Origin of the sequence: Streptomyces goshikiensis, from assembly GCF_014650555.1 — a bacterium.
Classification (GTDB): domain Bacteria; phylum Actinomycetota; class Actinomycetes; order Streptomycetales; family Streptomycetaceae; genus Streptomyces; species Streptomyces goshikiensis.
Genome location: NZ_BMVE01000003.1, coordinates 402,815 through 420,257, shown reverse-complemented (window position 1 = coordinate 420,257; position 17,443 = coordinate 402,815). Strand labels below are relative to the sequence as shown.

Sequence of the window (17,443 nt, the reverse complement as noted above, 5' to 3'; positions counted from 1 at the left end):
AGTCGCCCTAAGCGGGACCGAGCCGGTGGCGGGCGAAGGCCCGGACCAGGGGGTGGCAGCGGTAGCGGCCCGACACCCCGGGCGCCAGCAGCCCGGAGTCGACGAGTTCCTCGATCGCGCCGGCCGCCTCGGGCTCCCCGGCGGCGAGCAGCGCGGCCACCTCGGCCGGGCCGAACCGGTCCGGCGCCGTCGCGGTCGCCCGCAGGGCCCGGAGCGCGCCCGGCGACAGCCCCTGGGCGCGGCGGCGGAAGCCGTCCTCGACCGCCCGGCCGTCCGCCCGTAGCCGCGCGAGCGGTCCGGTACCGGCCGGGGACGCCAGCTCCGCCGCCGACAGGCCGGGCTCCAGCCGTAGCCGCCGCCCGGCCAGGTGCAGCGCGAGCGGCAACCCGGCACACAGGCCGGCGAGTTCGCGCAGCCCGGCAGGGTCCTGGCGAGCCCGCCGGGCGCCCGCGACGGCGCCGAGCAGCTCCAGCGCGGCGCCGTCGTCCAGTTCCGGTACCTCGACCGGCCGCGCCCCCGGTACGACGAGCCCGCGCGAGGCCGAGGTCACCAGCGCCGCGCACCCCGGCGTCCCGGGCAGCAGGGGCAGCAGTCCGGCCGTGTCGAGCGCGCCGTCCAGGAGGAGCAGCACGCGCCGCCCGGCGAGCAGCGAGCGGTAGAGCGCCGCCCGGGCCTCGGTCCCTTCCGGCACCGCCGCTTCGGGTGCCCCGAGGGCGCGTACGAGCCGGCCGAGCGGGGCGGCGGCGCCCGCGCCGAGACCGACCCGCAGCACCCCGTCGGGGAACAGCCCGCGGGCCCGCTCGGCCACATGGGCGGCGAGGGCCGTCTTCCCGATGCCGGGCATACCGGTGAGCACGGCGACGGGCACCGCCTCCGGCGCCCCGGCGAGCACCCCGAGCACGAGGTCGCTCTCCGCGTCCCGCCCGACGAAGGGCCCGGCCGCACCCCGCTCGGCGCACGGGCCTGCCAGGGGGCGGGGGGTCGGGCGGGAGCGGGAGCGGAGGGTGCGGTGCAGGGCGGTCAGGCCGGGGCCGGGGGTGGCGCCGAGTTCGAGGGCGAGCGTCTCGCGGGTGGCCTCGTACACGGCGAGTGCCTCGCCGGTGCGGCCCGCCCGGTGCAGGGCCCGCATGAGCAGTTCCTGGGCGCCCTCGCGCAGCGGGTGTTCGGCGGCGAAGGCGCGCAGGGCCGGGACGGCCGGGGTCTCGCGGTCCAGGCCGAGTTCCAGCGCGTCGTGGAAGTGGGCCTCGCGGGCGGTCAGCCACAGTCCGGTGAGCCGGTCGCGCCGGGCCTCGGCGTGGGGGCCGGGGAGGCCGGCCAGCGGGCAGCCCGTCCAGAGTGCGAGGGCCCGCTCCCGGGTGCGGTACGCCTCCCGGACGGCTCCGGCGGTTCGCAGCCGGGCGGCGTCGGTGAGCCCGCGCTCAAACTCGTCGATGTCCACCGCCGGGCGGGACAGTCGCAGGGCGTAGCCGCCGGAGGCGAAGACGAGGATCCGGGCGGGTGCCCGGGCCTGGCGGTCCGGTTCGAAGAGGGCACGCAGCCGGGACGCGTACGTCCGTACGGTCCCCACGGCGCGCGCCGGCGGGCGCTCTCCCCACAGCGCGTCGCAGAGCTCGGGTACGGGGACGGGCCGCCCCGCCCGCAGCAGCAGTACGGCGAGCAGCGCGCGCTGCTGGTTCGGGCCCAGGGCCAGCGCGGCGCCGTCGGCCGTCCGCGCGGTCATCGGCCCGAGCAGCCGGAACCGTACGCCCTCGGCGAGCGGGCACCCGCGCTCCGTCTCCGCCACGTACCTCCCCGCTCCCCGGACCGCGCTGAGGGGAAAGGTTACTTCGCCGCCGCGGGGACGGCCGGCCGCGGGCGGGGGGTCCGGCGGCCGGCCGTCCGGTTCGCCGCCGCCTACGGAGCGGGGATCTCGCGCGTCAGCTTCGACTGCCAGGGACACCAGGTGGAATTGGGCAGGAGGGCGCCGCCCACCTCGTCCAGGTGCTCGTTGACGTAGGAGATGCTCGCGTCGCACACCTCGGTGGCCATGCTGAAGAACTTCACGGAGCTGGGGGCGAGCGTGTACTTCCAGGGCTTGTTGTACGAGGCGGGGGTCTTGACGATCTTGCCCATGACGCTGATGTTCTCCGTGTCGACGCCGTTGATGACGTCGCGGGCCTGCCGGATCTTCGCCGCGTCGGTGAGCTGGATGACGAAGGTGTTCCTGCCGTCGGTGAACTCGAAGTAGACCGCCTTCGTGGCGGCGGGGTGCGCGGCCGCGGCGCTGTCCTGTGCCGCCTGCGCGGGCGCGGCCAGGGCCAGGGCGAAGAGGGAGACCGCCGCGAGGCTGCCGGCCTTGGTGAGGGTACGTCGCATGTCTGAGACCTCCAGGTTTCAGCCGGGTCGCGCTCTACGACCCGTATGCGGCGAACGTAATCCGGAAACCAACGGAATGGTCTATTCCAGCTCAAGGATGCCCAAAAGGCCCGTCAAGGATGCCCGGGAGAACGCCGTAGGCCCACCGGATCCGGGATCCGGTGGGCCTACGGCCGGGAGCGGAGAGGCTCACCAGTAGTGGTTACGGCCTCCCACCGCGTGCCCGAGGGCACCGAGAAGCCACAGGACCAGGCCTACCACCACGAGGATCGCACCAATGGTCCACAGGATGGACAGGCCGGTGACGAATCCGATGATCAGCAGGATGACTCCGAGGATAATCACGACAAACCTCCCAGACTTCCCGGCTCACGGCTTCGCCCGCTGGGAGCGAAGAGGCCTCCCTGCGTCTACCATCCCTGGAGCCATTCATGCGCGCCGGCGCCCATGAAGCTGTGGAGCGGGGTCAGCGCTCCTGGTGGTGGGGGCCGCCGCCCGGCCCGGGCAGCACCCCGGCCTTGGCGGCGGCGATGACGGCGTCCGCCTGCGCCCGGGTGAGCTTGCCGTCCTTGACCGCCTGGTCGAGGCGGTCGGCCAGCTTCTTCTGGAGCGCGGCCGCGTCCGGCCGCTCGCCCGCCCGCTCGTCCTTGCGGTCCTTGCGCTCCTCGCGGTGCTTCTCACCCTGCGCGGCGCGGAACTTGTCCAGGGAGCCGGTCACCTTGTCCACCGGCACGCCGAGGTCCTTCGCGAGGGCCTCGGCAAGTTCCTTGCGGTGCTCCTCGCGCAGCTCGGCGCCCTTGCCCGCGTGCGGGCGCGCCTCGGCGGCGGTGGCGGGCTTGGAGTGATCCTCGGCGAAGGCCACGGCGGGGAAGGCCAGGCCGATACCGGCCAGAACCACACCTGCGGTGATACCCGCGCGCTTGCGGACGTTGTTCATGAGAGCCCTTCCGTGATCACGACTGACTCCGTCCGATCCTGCTCCCCGTTGCTGTGGGGAAGCTGGGTACGGGATGAGAACTGCCTTAGAACGGATCCCTCCGCTTCTTTGGGCGGCGGCCCGGCCCACGAGTGGAGGAATGTCCGGGCCCGCCCCCGCACCTGTTGTGGGATGGCTCCGCACACCCCATCACTCAACGGGAGACCCACATGAAAATCCGCACCCTGGCCGCAGCGGCTTGCCTGATCGCCGGTGCCGTACTCGGCGGCGCCGGCTCCGCGGTGGCGGACAGCGAGGCCCACGGCATCGCGGCCGGCTCCCCGGGCGTCCTCTCCGGAAACCTGATCCAGGTCCCGATCCACATCCCCATCAACGCCTGCGGCAACAGCGTCAACATCATCGGGCTGCTGAACCCGACGGCCGGCAACGTCTGCGTCAACGACTGACACCGAACGACCGACGCGTCCGCCGTACGGCCGCCGGAGCCCCGTTCCCCACCCGGGGGGCGGGGCTCCGGCGGCTTCCGGACCGGTCGAGGGGCGCGCCCGCGCGGGGAGCAAGGAGGAGGGGGAAGGGGAGAGGGGGGGAGAAGGAGGTGCACCCACTCCTTTCCACTCTCAACTTATAGCGCGCTGGGGGGCTTGCGGCAAGGCCCCCACCGTGCCGCAGAATCGCTCGCCGAGGCCAGAAGCTGCGGAAATGGGAGATTCACGAAGTGCGTGTGCTGCTGTCTGTATATGGGTTTCACGGTGACACCGGGCCGGTGGGGCCCGCCCTGCGGCGGCCGGCCGCCGCGGATCGGAGCCGCTGACATGAACCCCGTGACGACCAGTGCGTTCGGCCTTCCCGAGCGCCTCTCCGCCAAGGCGGACCCCTCGCTCATCGGCGGCGACGAACGGCACTTCGCGGCCATCGCGCAGAGCCTCGACGAGGCGATCGCCGAGCTGTCCGACCGCCTCGCCGAGCTGCGCGGGGCGCCCGGCGGCCTGGGCCGGGAGGCCATGGAGCGGGACGCGGAGATCCACCGGCTGACCGCCCGCCTGCGCACCCTGCGCCGCTTCGGCCTCGACCTGTGCCTCGGCCGGGTCGTCGGCGCCGACGACCCCGAGCCGCTGTACATCGGCCGGCTCGGCCTCACCGACGGCGAGGGCCGCCGGCTGCTGATCGACTGGCGCTCCCCCGCCGCCGAGCCGTTCTTCGCGGCGACCCACGCGAACCCGATGGGGCTGGCCGGCCGCCGCCGGTACCGCTGGGCCGGCGGCAGGGTCAACGACTACTGGGACGAGGTGTTCACCACCGACGGGTTCGAGGGGCACGCCGCGCTCGACGACCAGTCCGCCTTCATCGCCGCCCTGGGCGGCAGCCGGTCGGCGCGGATGCGCGACGTCCTCGGCACCCTCCAGGCCGACCAGGACGCCATCATCCGCGCGGGCTCCCGTGGCGCCCTGGTCGTCGACGGCGGTCCCGGCACGGGCAAGACCGTCGTCGCCCTGCACCGCTCCGCCTACCTCCTCTACAGCGACCCGCGCCTCGGCCACCGCCGTGGCGGCGTGCTGTTCGTCGGCCCGCACGAGCCCTACCTGGGGTACGTCGCCGACGTGCTGCCCAGCCTCGGCGAGGAGGGCGTACAGACCTGCACCCTGCGCGACCTCGTCGCCGAAGGCGCCTCGGTCGCCCCCGAGAGCGACCCGGAGGTGGCCCGGCTGAAGTCGTCCGCGGACATGGTGCGGGCCATCGAGAAGGCGGTCGCGTTCTACGAGGAACCGCCCGCCGAGGGCATGACGGTCAGTACGGCCTGGGGCGACGTCCGGGTGAGCCCCGACGACTGGGCCGAGGCGTTCGGGGCGCCGGGCCCGGGCAGCCCGCACAACGAGGCGCGGGAGCAGATCTGGGAGGAACTGGCCACGATCCTCATGGACAAGCAGGGCATGGACGAGGAGGAGGACGGCATCTCGCACGCCGCCTTCCTGCGGTCGCTGCGGCAGGACGCGGAGCTGGTCACGGCCTTCAACCGGGCCTGGCCGCTGCTCGAACCGGCCGACCTGGTCTCGGACTTGTGGACGGTACCCGCCTATCTGCGGATGTGCGCTCCCTGGCTCGGCCGCGACGAGGTGGCGAAGCTGCGGCGCGAGGCGGCCCCCCAGGCCTGGACGGTGTCCGACCTGCCGCTCCTGGACGCGGCCCGGCAGCGGCTCGGGGACCCCGGGGCGGCGCGGCGGCGGCGCCGGCACGACGCCGCGGTCGCCGCCGAGCGCGAGCGCATGTCCCGGGTCATCGAGGAGATCGTCTCGGTCGCCGACATCGACTCGGCCGGAGACGACAGCGAGGGCGCGGTGCGGATGCTGCGCGGAAGGGACCTCCAGGACAGCCTGATCGACGAGGGCGCCCTGCCCACGGCCGCCCCGGACCGGCTCGCCGGGCCCTTCGCGCACGTCGTCGTGGACGAGGCCCAGGAACTGACCGACGCGGAGTGGCAGATGCTGCTGCTGCGCTGCCCCTCCCGGAGCTTCACCATCGTCGGGGACCGCGCCCAGGCGAGGCGGGGCTTCACGGAGTCGTGGACCGAGCGCCTGGAGCGGGTCGGGATCGACCGGATCGAGCTGGCCTCCCTGAGCATCAACTACCGCACGCCGCGCGAGGTGATGGCGGAGGCCGAGCCGGTCATCCGGGCCGCGCTGCCCGACGCCAACGTGCCGGTCTCGATCCGGTCCGGCGGCGTCCCCGTCGTCCACGGCTCCGTCTGCGACCTGGACGACGTCCTCGACACCTGGCTCGCCGGGCACGAGGCCGGGACCGCCTGCGTCATCGGCTCGCCCGGCGGGGCAGCGGGTGCGTTCCGGGCGCGGCCGCGCGTCCGGTCACTGACCCCGGAGCTGTCGAAGGGTCTCGAATTCGACCTGGTCGTCCTCGTCGACCCGGAGGAGTTCGGGGAGGGCGTCCCGGGCGCGGTCGACCGCTACGTGGCGATGACCCGGGCGACCCGGCAGCTCGTGGTGCTCACGAGCTCCTGACATCGGCCGGACGGGCGGGGTAGGGGCGGGTGTTGTCGACGACCGCCCAGCCCTTGCCCCCGTCGGGGGCGGCGATCTCGACCAGCCGGTGGTCCAGGTGGCCGGTGATCATCACGGCCATGAGGGACAGGTACTCGCGCTGGAGATCGGGGGCGAGTTCGGTGGCCGCCGGCACCTTGAGGACGGCTTCCTGGTCCTCGGCCAGCAGTGCGCAGGTGGTCTGGACCGCCCGGATGAGCACCTCGAACCGCTCACCGGTCAGGCGCGCCCGTAAGACTTCCAGGTAGGGGCCCAGGACATCGACGTCCTGGCCGTCTCCCGAGCCTGCCGGATGGTGGTCGGTCATGTTCTCGCCCTTCTCCGGACGGCCGCGTCCCCTGGAAGTGTAGGGAGCGTCACCGTGGACGGGGTGTTGTTCGGCCACACCCGTGGAGGCCACCCCCGGCAGCGCCTCCCGGACGGCCCGGCGGTCCGACTATGCCAGCCGCATGCGCCATTGGAATATCGGAGCGGCAATTCCAGGGTGAATTGACGGAAGGGCACTTCCAGTTTGGCAGTGCACCTCGTCACAAGCCTTAACCACTCCAGGGGTGGCCTGATACGGTCGCGCGTGGGCGGGATTTGGTCGCTCCGCGACCGGTTCATTCCATATGCTCCGGCGTGTCGCCATGACAACTCCGCAGCAGAGGAGGCGTTCTGGCGCGCACGGGCAGTCACGCTCTTTACATTGAGCTGGTATTGACGAATCCGACTCTGCCGTGGGGGGATCAATGGCCCAGCTCCACTCATTCGCCGTTCCCGACTTTCACCTTCCGTTCGGGAACTCCAAGCATCCGCAGGCCGCACGGGCCAACACCGAGGCCACGTCCTGGGTGTTGCACCACGAGCTCGTCACGCACGCCGCCGAGGAGTTCTCCGGCATCGGCTGCGGCCACCTCGCGGGCCGGGTGAGCGGCGACGTCCCGTACGACCGGATCCTCCTGCTCGCCGAGTGGATGGCCTGGTCGTTCGTCCTCGACGACCAGCACGACCACCTCATCAGGACGGGTCAGGTGGCCGCCTGGCGCCCCGTCATCGGAGCCATCACCGAGTACCTGGAGACGGGCAAGGCGGGTGACGCCTCGGCGCGCCAGAACCCCCTGGTGGCCGGGTTCATGGACCTGTGCGACCGGATACTGGCCGGGATGTCGCAGGGCACCGCGGCCCGCTACCGCACCCATGTCCCGCTCATGCTGGGCTCGTTGGACCAGGAGGCCGGAAATCGCCGGGCGGCCGAGCGGCCCGCGCTCCAGGACTACATCCTGATGCGCCGGCACAGCTCCCAGATCCTTCCCATGATGGACATGGTGGAGGCCGGACTGGGCATCGACCTGCCGCAGCACATCCACGACCTCCCGGAGTTCCGGGCGGTCGTCGACAGCGCGCTGGACGTCATCTCCTGGGGCAACGACGTGTTCTCCCTGCCGAAGGAGTACTCCTGCGGGGACAACAACAACCTCGTCTCCCTCGTCGCCACCTGGGAGGGACGCTCGCTGCCCGATGCCGTCCAGGCGGTCGAGGGCCGCATCCAGGCCCGCATCGAGGAGTACCTGGAGTCCGAGCGGCAGCTGCTGCGGCTCATGGAGGCGCGCCCGGACACGGATCCCTCCGTACGCACCGCGGTCACCCGCTGCGTGCGCAGTTATCAAGACTGGATCATCGGCGCCGATCTGTGGCAGCGTTACGAGTGCACGCGGTACAGCGACGAACGGTTCGCGGCCGGGCTGGAGTCTGCGTACACCCGCCCGGACCTGATCTCGGTGGCATGACAGGGAGTCGGTCCATGGCCCGCACAGCACGATCCGGCCTGGCGAAGAGCGCCCCGGTGGCCCCGGGGCGATTACCGCTCCTGGGCCATGCCCTCCCCCTGTGGCGCGATCCCATCGCATTCCTGGAGTCCCTGCGCCAGTACGGCGACGTCGTCCGGCTCGACATCGGCACCTGGCCCGTCCACATGCTCACGAACCCGGACCACGTCCACGCCGTACTGGTGCAGCAGGCGCAGAAGTTCGGGCGCGGCAGGATATTCGACCGGCTCCGCCCGATGTTCGGCAACGGCATCGTGACGACCGACGGGGACTTCCACCGCAAGCAGCGCCGGATGATCCAGCCGGCGTTCCACCGCAACCACATCGCCGAGTACGCCGAGGTGATGGGCCGCGCGGCGGAGGAGATGACCGGGTCCTGGACGGCGGGTTCGGAGATCTCGATGGTCACCGAGGCCCGGCGGTACGCCCTGTCCTCGGTCGCCGAGATGATCTTCTCGGGGGATCTGAGCCGTCCGGCCATCGCCGAGGTGCACCGCTCGCTGCCGATCGTGCTGGAGGGAATGCTGCTGCGCGCGGTCATGCCCAAGTCGCTGGACCGGCTGCCCGTCCCGCTCAACCGGCGCTTCGACGCGGCGGCCGCCCGGCTGCGCGCGATCATCGACCAGGTGATCGCCCAGTACGGGGACACGCAGGAGGGCGGCAGCGACCTCCTCTCCCTGCTGCTGTCGAGCGTGGACGCCGAGACGGGCGAGCGGATGGACGCCGCACAGGTGCGGGACGAGGTGATCGCCATCATGTTCGCCGGCACGGAGACCTCGGCGACCACCCTGGCGTGGATATTCCACGAGCTCGGCCGGCACCCCGAGGCGGAGAAGCGCCTGCACGCGGAGATCGACGCGGTGGTGGGCAAACGGCCCGTCCGCATCGGCGACATCCCCCAGCTCACCTACACGAACAACGTGTTCCAGGAGGCGCTGCGGATGCACTCGCCGCTGCTCTTCACCCGGCAGGCCCTGGTGCCCCTCACGCTCGGCGGCGTGTCGATCCCGGCGGGCGCCGAACTGGCCTACAGCCCTTACGCGTTGCACCGGGATCCGGCGCTGTTCCGCGACCCCGGGGTCTTCGACCCGGACCGCTGGCAGCAGGAGGCGCAGGAGCGCCGGCGCGCGCACCAGTACATCCCGTTCGGGGCGGGCCAGCACAAGTGCATCGGCGACACGTTCGCGGTGGCGGAGATCCTGACGGCGGTGGCGACCGTGGCGTCCCGCTGGCGATTGGTTCCCGCCCCGGGTGTGACGGTGCGTGAACTCCCGGCCGGAATGCCCCAGCCCAGTGAACTCCCCATGATTCCGGTCGCAAGATAGCGCCGTTCCGCGCCGAAGTCAGCCGACGATACAGCGTCTCCCTCGAACGAGTGGCGAGATGCGGAGATAATGTGCTTAAGGAGCACCAACTTTCCTACTGGCCCGTAGACTCGACGGCACGCGCGCTGGAGGGGGCTGGAGAATGTCGTATGCCACAGAACCACAAGGATGGGCGTCTCAGCCCTTACTCGAAAGGGAATCCGAGGTTCTGGCGATCCACCGGGCGGTGGACGATCTGTGCGGCACCCCTGACAGCAGCCAGCCCTCCCGCCGCGGCGGCGTTCTGACCTTCGCGGGATCGGCCGGCATCGGCAAGACCACCCTGCTCGCCGAGGCCCGACGGCATGCCGCGGAACGCCACTGCACCGTGCTGTTCGCCCGTGGCGGCGAGCAGGAGAGGCAAGTCCCGTTCCATGTGATGCGCCAGCTCATCCAGCCCGCGTTCGCCGCCATGACCGAGGATGAACGCCGCGACGTCCTCGGCACCTGGTACGGCATCGTCGCCCCGGCGCTGGGGCTGACCGCGGCTCCCGAGGGCCTCACCGCGCCCGACCCGCAGGGCGTGCGCGACGGTCTGGACTGGGTCGTCACCCATCTGACGGTCCGCAGCGCGCCCGTCGTCCTGGTGCTGGACGACGCGCACTGGGCGGACGCGGAGTCCCTGGCCTGGCTGACCGCGTTCGCGGCGCGGGCCGAGGAACTGGCCATGCTGATCATGGTGGCGTGCCGGCCCGACGAGATCCCGGCCGACGCCGGATCACTGCGCGCCCTGATAAAGCGCCAGGGGACGCGACCTCACGAACTGGCTCCGCTCACCACGAGCGCCGTGGCGCGCATCGTGCGCGACGCCCTTGGCGACAACGCCGACGACGTCTTCTGCCGCGAGTGCTGGGCGATCACCGGCGGCAACCCCTTCGAGGTCGTCGAACTCGCCATGAAGGGCCGCGACCGCGGTCTGAAGCCGCACCAGGACAGCATCCCCCAGCTGCGCGACCTGGCCTCCGCCGTCAAGGGCAGCGGCCTGATCGACCGCCTCGAACAGCTGGGGACCTCCACCGTCCGGCTCGCCTGGGCCGCCGCGGTACTGGGCACCGCCGTCCCGATCAGCATCGTCGGAGGCGTCGCGGCCCTCGGGGAGGCGCAGGCGGCCGACGCGATCGCGCAGTTGCGTGACGCGCGCATCCTGACCGTCCTCACCAGCCTGCGCCGCCAGGAGGTCGTGGAGTTCTTCCACCCGCTCATCGCCACGGCCGTGTACCGGTCGATCCCGCCGGGCGTCCGCGTCGCCATGCACGGCATGGCCGCCCAGGCCCTGGTCGACGACGGGTTCGGCGCCGCAGCCGCCGCGCGCCACCTGCTGGAGATGCACCCCGAGGGCGACCCCTGGGTGGTGCAGCAGCTGCGGCAGGCGGCGCGGGACAGCTTCTCCGCGGGCGCTCCCGACGCGGCGCGCCGCTACCTGGCCCGCGCGCTGCGCGAGCCGCCGGACGCGGAGTACCGGGCCGAGGTGCTCTTCGAGCTCGGCTCCGCCAACCTGCTGCACGATCCCGCGACCACCATCAACCAGCTCAGGGCCGCGCTGGAGGAACCCAAGGCGGACCAGGAGCTGCGGGAGGCGATCACGTACCGGCTCGCCCAGGCGATGGCCCACACGGGTCAGCTCGCGGAGGCCGCCGGGCTGCTCTCCGACGAGGCCAAGCTGGCCACCAGCTCCCGCACCCGGCTGCGGATGCAGGCCGAGCAGTTCAAGTGGAACTCGGTCCGGATGGACGAGGCGAACTCGCCGGCCCGCTCCCGCCTCCTCGCGCAGTTCGCCAAGCGGCTCACCGGCCGCGGCGTTCCCGAGCGGCACATCCTGGGACTGCGCGCGTGGGACGCCGCCATGCGCGGCGAACCGGCCGCCACCGCCTTGGAGTACGCGGAGCAGGCGCTGGACGGCGGGATGAACTGGACCGACCAGGACTTCGGTTCGAGGTGCCGGCCGTCGTGGCGGTCACCCTCATGTACTGCGACCAGCCGGGGCGCGCCGAGGAACTCTTCAACGCGGGCATCATGGAGTTCGAGTCGAAGGGCTGGCGCGGCGCGCACCTCTCGTTCGTGTACACCCTGCTCGGCTACGTCCGCTTCCGGCGCGGGCGGCTCGCCGAGGCCGAGGACTTCGTGCGCAACGGGCTGCAGATCGCCGAGCGCGTCGGACACGACATCCCGGCGCAGTGGTACGCGGTGGGCACGCTCATCGAGACGCTGCTGGCCCGGGGCAGTACGGAGGAGGCGCTGCGGGTCGCCCACGCGTACAAGCTGGCGGAGGGCTTCCCGCAGGCGGTCGTCTACCCCGATCCGCAGGCGGTGTGGGGCAAACTCCTGCTGGCGCAGGGGCGGATCGACGAGGCGAAGCAGCACCTCTCCGCGGCGGGCAAGCGGCTCGATCTGCGGGGAACGCGCAATCCGTCCTGGAGTCCCTGGCAGCTCGACCTGGCCCTCGCCCAGATCGCGAAGGAGCCCGAGCAGGCGCGTGCCACGGCGGCCGAGGCGGTGGCCAGGGCCCGGGTGTTCGGGACGTCGAGCGCGATCGGGCATGCCCTGCGCGTGTCGGCTGCGACCGTGGACGCGTCCCGGGCGACGGGCTTGTTGCAGGAGGCGGTGAACCACCTCGAACAGTCCCCGGCCGCCTGCGAACTCGCCCATGCGCTGATCGATCACGGTACGGCCCTGCACACCATCGGTGATCCGCACCGGGCGGCCCAGCAGCTCTACCGGGGCATGGAGGCCGCCTCGGCGTGCGGGGCGAACGGGCTCGTGAGCCGTGCCCGGTCCCAGCTGGCGTCGGCGGGTCTGCGGCCGCGCCGGCTGCACGCGTCCGAACAGGACACGTTGACGCTCGCCGAGCACGCGGCGGCGACGCGCGCCTCGGTCGGTCTGGACAACGCGGCGATCGCGGCGGAGCTGCGGACCGACGCGCAGGCGGTCTCCGAGCTGCTGTCCGCGGTCTTCACCAAGCTGGGCACCGACCGGCTCGGGCTGCGGCGGGCGCTGGAAGGCTGACCACCGGCCGGGGCGAACGGGCGTCGGGGGGTGGCCGGTTATCGCTGGTGCGGGGAGAGGTGTGGTGATCGTGCCTGGCATGATCAACCCTCACGTTACTTCTCAGTAGCGTAACCTCCCCCCAACCAGAAGGTCTTACGTACGTGCGCATGCTCGCCAGACGCCTCCTGCTCCCCGGCCTCATCACCCTGGCGCTCACCGCCACCGGCTGCTCCTCCGCCACGCACACCGGTGCGGCGGATCCCGCGGCCCCCGCCACCCTCGCGCCCGCGGCCGACGGCACCCAGCAGCTCGACGTCGCCGCGGCGCCGCAGGGCAGCCCCACGCCGACGGCCGTGGCCCGCGTCGGCTCCGGGAAGGGCGCCCCCGAGAAGTCCTCGCTGAAGGTCGCCTCCTACGACCAGGCGACCGGACGGGCCGTCATATCCTCGGCCCCGCAGCGGGCCACCCCCTCCCCGGGCCGCTCCCCCGCGGCCGAGAAGCCCGTCGTCGTGGGCGACGTCATCGCCAGCGCACCGGCGCCGGGCGCCCCCAACGGCCTCCTCGCGAAGGTCACCGAGGTCGGCAAGAAGACCGACAGCGGCACCGAGGTCAAGACGGCTCCGACAACGCTGTCTTCCGTCCTCAATGACGACAAGGCCGACGGCAAGGTCCCCGTCGACCCGGCCTCGGTCGCGGTCGAGCCCCTGATGAAGGGCGTCACCTTCTCCTGGGCCAAGAGCCAGGGCGTGCGGTTCGGCCCGCAGGGCGCGAAGCTGCCCCTGGGCAACCTGCGGCTCGACGTGGACGTCCCGGTCGAGACCGCCCCGGGTGCCCCCGTATCGGCCGGGGCCTCGGTCTCCGGCTTCGTCCAGCTCGCCCCGACGGTGGAGTTCTCGTACGACGGATCGGGCGGCGCCGGTCCGCGCACCGCGTTCCTCGGGATGAGCGGCGACTGGGCCTCGCAGTGGAACCTCAAGGGCCACGCCGCCGCGAGCACGGGCGCCCCGAAGCGGATCCCGTTCGCCAAGCTGCACAGCGCCCCGGTCATCCAGGTGGGCCCGGTTCCGGTCGTCGTCAACCTCGATCTGACCGTCTACGTCCAGGTCGAGGCCGACGGGCGGGTCACCCTCGACGTCCGGCAGGAAGTCAAGGGCGACTTCCGGGTCGGCGGCAGCTACGCGACGGGCAAGGGCTGGAATCCGGTCAGCACCTCGAACGTCCAGAGCACTCCGGTGAAGGCCGAGGTCACCGCGGCCGGCCAGGTCAAGGGCGCCCTCGGCGCCGAGGCCTCCGTCGGCCTGTACGGGGCCGTCGGCGTCTCCGCGGACTTCGCCCCGTACCTGCGCGGCGAGGCCGACGTCAAGGCCTCCGCCTCCAGCGACGGCAAGGCCTCGGTGAGCGGGGCGTGGGCCGTGTACGGCGGCTTCGACCTGAGCGGGCAGCTGCACCTCCAGCTGTCCCTGTTCGGAACGCCCATCCTGGAGCGTCGCGTTCCGCTGGGCGCCCTGCACCGCGAGTGGCCGCTCGCGAGCGGAAAGGCCGCGCTCTGACGTAGCGGCGGGCCCGTCAGCCGTTCGCCGTGACGAGGAGGGTGCGCGCGGCGGCGGCCGACGGGCCGGGCAGGCGGCAGCGGTGCGGGACGTCGCCGCGGTGGTGGGCGCTCTGCCCGGCGCGCAGGGTCAGGGGCTCCTCGCCCTCGACCTCCAGCACGACCTCGCCCTCCAGGACGTACAGGAAGTCCTCGCCGGGGTGCTCGAACCAGCCGCGCTCGCCCCGTCCGGGCTCGAAGTGGTGCTCGTACGCCTCCATCAGGCCGCTGCGCCCGCCGGGGATCAGCACCCGCGCCACCTGCCCGGCGGCCTCGCTGACCCGGATCACCTGGGGGTCGCTCTCGTGGCTGACCGCGCCGGGGCGGTCCGGGGGGCGCAGGAAGGTGCCGGGGGTCACGTCGAGGGCCTCGGCGATCCGGTAGATGGAGCTGAGGCTGGGGGTGGCGAGCCCGCGTTCGAGCTGGCTGAGGAAGGGCTGGGACAGCCCGGAGCCGGCGGCGAGCGAGGCCATCGAGATGCCGCGCCGCTTGCGCCAGGCTCGGATCACCCGTCCGACCTCGACGGCTTCGGGTGTGGGTTCGGGTCGGGACACCAGCCGAACGTACCGCATGGCCGATCGGCGCCCTCGGGGGCTCCGGAACGTTTCGCACCGCCGCAACACCGCGTTCATAAGCGTGGTCAATTATTGACCTCACTTATCAATGAACGAGGAGTTGCCCGTGTACGCCACCCTCTCCCCGCCGGGCCGGGCCGGCCGGATCCCGGGCCGGCTCGGCCCGGCGCTGGTCGCGGCCGGCTCCGTGCTCGCGCTCTGGTACGTGCTCGCCCGCTCCGGTGTGGTGGCCCTGGGGCTGCTGCCGACCCCCCGCCAGACCTTCGCCGCGCTCGCCGACGGCGCGCGCGGCGGCACCCTGGCCACGGACCTCGCCGCCAGCCTGGCCCGCGCCGGTCAGGGCTTCGCGCTCGGCGCGGCCCTCGGCGGCGCGCTGGGCTTCGCCACCGGCTACCTGCCGCGGCTCTCCGCCGCCGTCACCCCGCTCGTCTCGTTCCTGCGGCCCATCCCGGCGATCGCGCTGGTGCCGCTGGCCACCGCCTGGTTCGGCATCGGCGAGAGCGCCAAGCGCCTGCTGATCGCGTACGCCGTCCTCCTCGCGGTGTGGCTGTACGTCCATGACGGCGTCTCGCGGGTCCCGGTGACCCATCTGCGGGCGGCCCGTTCGCTGGGGGCACCGCTGCGGCGCCGGTTCACCGAGGTGCTGCTGCCGGCCGCGGCGCCCGCCCTGCTCGCGGCGCTGCGGTACGGGGCCTCGGTCGCGCTGCTGGCCCTGGTCGCCGCCGAACTCGGCGGCGCGGACTCCGGGTTGGCCTACCGCCTCCAGGTCGACGGCCAGTTCCTGCGGGTGGACCGGATGTTCGCGGGCCTGCTGGTCCTCGGTCTCCTCGGGGTGGGCGTGGACGCGGCTCTCGCGGCGATCGGGCGCCGCTTCGTGCACTGGAGCGCGTCATGAGCGGGAGCGTGCGGCTGGAGGGGCTGTCGGTCTCCTACGGAGGCACCCGGCGGCGGAATGCGGGCGCGAGCGGCGCGGCTCCGGTGCTCGACGCCATCGAACTGGAGTTCGCCAACGGGTCGTTCACGGCGCTGCTCGGTCCCAGCGGGTGCGGCAAATCGACCGTGCTCAACACGGTGGCGGGCTTCGTCCGGCCCACCGCCGGGCGGGTCACCGTCGCGGGCACCCCGGTGGACGGGCCCGGTCCGGACCGCGGCATGGTCTTCCAGCACTACGCCCTGTTCCCGTGGCGCACGGCGCGCGGGAACGTCGAGTTCGCGCTCAAGCGGCTCGGGCTGTCCCGGCCGGAGCGGCGCCGCCGGGCCCTCGCGGCGCTGGCCGAGGTGGGCCTCGCGGAAGGGGCCGAGAAGCATCCCGCGCAGCTGTCCGGCGGCATGCGGCAGCGGGTGGCGCTGGCCCGGGCGCTGGCCGCCGAACCCGAAGTGCTGCTGATGGACGAGCCGTTCGGAGCCCTGGACGCACTGACCCGGACCCGGATGCAGGAACTGCTGCGGGAGCTGTGGCAGCGCACCGGCACCACCGTGCTGTTCGTGACGCACGACATCGACGAGGCGCTCGCCCTCGCCGACCGGGTCGTGGTCCTGGGCGGCTCCCCCGGCCGCGTCCTGGCCGACCACGCGCTACCCGCCGGACCCCCCGACCCGGACCTGCGCACCCTGATCGCCCGCCAACTCGGCTCCCCATGAAACCCCCGCCCACACCGCAGCCTCAAGGAAGCGAGTCCCCCGTGTCCCTCACCGCCTCCGGCCTTCGCAGACCCCGTCCGGTGGTCGCCCTCGTGCTGGCGGGGCTGCTCGCCGCCCTGGGCACCGGGTGCTCCGGTACGTCCGCCTCCGCCGCGCGCGACACCGGGCAGGAGGTCACCCTGGCCGCCAGCGACCACCTCGGCGGCGCGCCCGTCCACCTCGCCCAGGAGCGCGGGCTGTGGGCCGCCGACGGCGTCCGGGCCACCGTCACCACCCTGCCCACCGGCCGCGACGCGCTGAACGCGGTGCTCGGCGGCCAGGCCCAGCTCGGCGTCGTCGGCGACCTGCCCGCCGTCACCGCCGCCCTGGGCGGCCGCGACCTGCGGATCGTCGCCGACCTGTCCCGCTTCTCCGACTGGCGCCTGCTCACCCGTACCGACCGGGGCATCAACGGCTTCGCGGCGCTGAGGGGTCGCAAGGTCGGCGTACCGCAGGGCACCAACGTCGAGTACGCGCTGTCGCGGATGCTGGGCTCGGCGGCGCTGACCGCCTCGGACGTGACCGTGGTCAACCTCGCCCCGAACCAGGTCCCCGCCGCCCTCGCCCGCGGCGACATCGACGCCGGGGTCACCTTCCCCAGCTTCTACGACGCCGCGCGCACCGCCCTCGGCGCGCGCTACGCCGAGCTGCCGTTCGGCGGCTACACCGCGCGGACGCTGCTGGTCGCGGGCCCGAAGGCGAGCGATGCGAGCACCTCCGCCGTGCTGCGGACCCTGGTGCGCGCCCAGCGGGAGCTGGCAGCCGATCCGGCCGGCGCGCGGGCCGCCGTACTCGCCCAGTCCAAGGGCGCCCTCCAGCCCGGATACGCCGAGGCGTTCCAGCCCCGCTACGGGTACGGCGCGACGCTGTCGGCCGAGCTGCTGACCCAGCTCACGGAGGAGGCCGCCTGGGCGAAGGCCGCCCAGGGCCTGCCGGGGCCCGCGGACCGCGCCGCACTGGCGCGCCGGCTGCACACCGCACCGCTGCGGGCCGTGGACCCGGCGGCCGTCACGGCCGGCTGACCACCCGCCCGCGCCCACGCCCGCCCTCACGCACCACCCGATTCTCCCACCGGACCCCAACCACCCCCCTACGGAGGAG

The 17,443-nt window shown here is 73.1% G+C and carries 16 protein-coding genes and 1 pseudogene; 10 read left to right on the top strand and 7 right to left on the bottom strand.

Annotated features, from left to right (window positions below):
- Nucleotides 1–7: 7 nt before the first annotated feature.
- The 4 genes from IE248_RS11985 to IE248_RS11970 form a co-directional block, all read right to left on the bottom strand.
- Nucleotides 8–1,783, bottom strand: coding sequence for an AfsR/SARP family transcriptional regulator (locus IE248_RS11985; protein ID WP_190030692.1), 1,776 nt, complete (start codon nt 1,781–1,783; stop codon nt 8–10).
- Between the two features lie 110 nt (nt 1,784–1,893).
- On the bottom strand, nt 1,894–2,355 hold the full coding sequence (locus tag IE248_RS11980) for a BP74-related protein (RefSeq protein ID WP_073780044.1): 462 nt from the start codon (nt 2,353–2,355) through the stop codon (nt 1,894–1,896).
- A 189-nt stretch (nt 2,356–2,544) separates the two neighbouring features.
- Nucleotides 2,545–2,700 carry a DUF6131 family protein gene (locus tag IE248_RS11975; protein WP_008742351.1) on the bottom strand — a complete coding sequence of 52 codons (156 nt, stop codon included), beginning with the start codon at nt 2,698–2,700 and terminating at the stop codon, nt 2,545–2,547.
- A gap of 121 nt (nt 2,701–2,821) precedes the next feature.
- A complete protein-coding gene (locus tag IE248_RS11970) occupies nt 2,822–3,292 on the bottom strand; it encodes a hypothetical protein (RefSeq protein ID WP_100580858.1) in 471 nt (156 codons plus the stop codon).
- Between the two features lie 209 nt (nt 3,293–3,501).
- Here IE248_RS11970 and IE248_RS11965 point away from each other — a divergent pair, with 209 nt between their 5' ends.
- Both IE248_RS11965 and helR read left to right on the top strand, forming a co-directional pair.
- Nucleotides 3,502–3,738: a chaplin gene (locus IE248_RS11965; RefSeq protein WP_073798670.1), complete on the top strand. Its 237-nt coding sequence runs from the start codon at nt 3,502–3,504 to the stop codon at nt 3,736–3,738.
- Between the two features lie 366 nt (nt 3,739–4,104).
- Nucleotides 4,105–6,303, top strand: coding sequence for an RNA polymerase recycling motor ATPase HelR (gene helR, locus IE248_RS11960; protein ID WP_190030691.1), 2,199 nt, complete (start codon nt 4,105–4,107; stop codon nt 6,301–6,303).
- Here the strand turns inward: helR and IE248_RS11955 are convergent.
- Nucleotides 6,290–6,649, bottom strand: a complete 360-nt coding sequence (locus IE248_RS11955) for a hypothetical protein (protein ID WP_100580860.1) — start codon at nt 6,647–6,649, stop codon at nt 6,290–6,292. The two genes, helR and IE248_RS11955, sit on opposite strands and share 14 nt — an antisense overlap.
- A gap of 424 nt (nt 6,650–7,073) precedes the next feature.
- Here IE248_RS11955 and IE248_RS11950 point away from each other — a divergent pair, with 424 nt between their 5' ends.
- From IE248_RS11950 to IE248_RS38395, 3 genes and pseudogenes are all read left to right on the top strand, one after another.
- On the top strand, nt 7,074–8,111 hold the full coding sequence (locus IE248_RS11950) for a terpene synthase family protein (RefSeq protein ID WP_190030690.1): 1,038 nt from the start codon (nt 7,074–7,076) through the stop codon (nt 8,109–8,111).
- A gap of 14 nt (nt 8,112–8,125) precedes the next feature.
- Complete coding sequence (locus tag IE248_RS11945; protein WP_190030689.1) at nt 8,126–9,475, top strand: cytochrome P450; 1,350 nt, start codon at nt 8,126–8,128, stop codon at nt 9,473–9,475.
- 142 nt (nt 9,476–9,617) lie between these two features.
- Nucleotides 9,618–10,121, top strand: a pseudogene (locus IE248_RS38395) (AAA family ATPase); the annotation flags it as partial.
- Nucleotides 10,122–10,232: 111 nt separating this feature from the next.
- Here the strand turns inward: IE248_RS38395 and IE248_RS38390 are convergent.
- Entirely contained in the window at nt 10,233–11,327 is a 1,095-nt protein-coding gene (locus IE248_RS38390; protein ID WP_308438144.1) for a hypothetical protein, read from the bottom strand.
- A gap of 134 nt (nt 11,328–11,461) precedes the next feature.
- Here IE248_RS38390 and IE248_RS38385 point away from each other — a divergent pair, with 134 nt between their 5' ends.
- Nucleotides 11,462–12,517, top strand: coding sequence for a tetratricopeptide repeat protein (locus tag IE248_RS38385; protein WP_308438143.1), 1,056 nt, complete (start codon nt 11,462–11,464; stop codon nt 12,515–12,517).
- 143 nt (nt 12,518–12,660) lie between these two features.
- Nucleotides 12,661–14,049, top strand: coding sequence for a hypothetical protein (locus IE248_RS11935; protein ID WP_190030688.1), 1,389 nt, complete (start codon nt 12,661–12,663; stop codon nt 14,047–14,049).
- Between the two features lie 16 nt (nt 14,050–14,065).
- On the opposite strand, the gene IE248_RS11930 is transcribed toward IE248_RS11935, so the two are convergent.
- Entirely contained in the window at nt 14,066–14,641 is a 576-nt protein-coding gene (locus IE248_RS11930; RefSeq protein WP_050779382.1) for a helix-turn-helix domain-containing protein, read from the bottom strand.
- Between the two features lie 127 nt (nt 14,642–14,768).
- On the opposite strand from IE248_RS11930, the gene IE248_RS11925 reads away from it, so the two are divergent.
- Genes IE248_RS11925 through IE248_RS11915 form a run of 3 tightly spaced genes read left to right on the top strand, consistent with a single transcriptional unit; the run spans nt 14,769 to nt 17,364 of the window.
- Nucleotides 14,769–15,557, top strand: a complete 789-nt coding sequence (locus IE248_RS11925; RefSeq protein WP_190030687.1) for an ABC transporter permease — start codon at nt 14,769–14,771, stop codon at nt 15,555–15,557.
- Entirely contained in the window at nt 15,554–16,303 is a 750-nt protein-coding gene (locus IE248_RS11920) for an ABC transporter ATP-binding protein (protein WP_190030686.1), read from the top strand. Before IE248_RS11925 ends, IE248_RS11920 begins: the two co-directional genes overlap by 4 nt.
- Nucleotides 16,304–16,344: 41 nt before the next feature.
- Complete coding sequence (locus IE248_RS11915) at nt 16,345–17,364, top strand: ABC transporter substrate-binding protein (RefSeq protein ID WP_229895265.1); 1,020 nt, start codon at nt 16,345–16,347, stop codon at nt 17,362–17,364.
- The last annotated feature ends 79 nt before the right edge of the window (nt 17,365–17,443 follow it).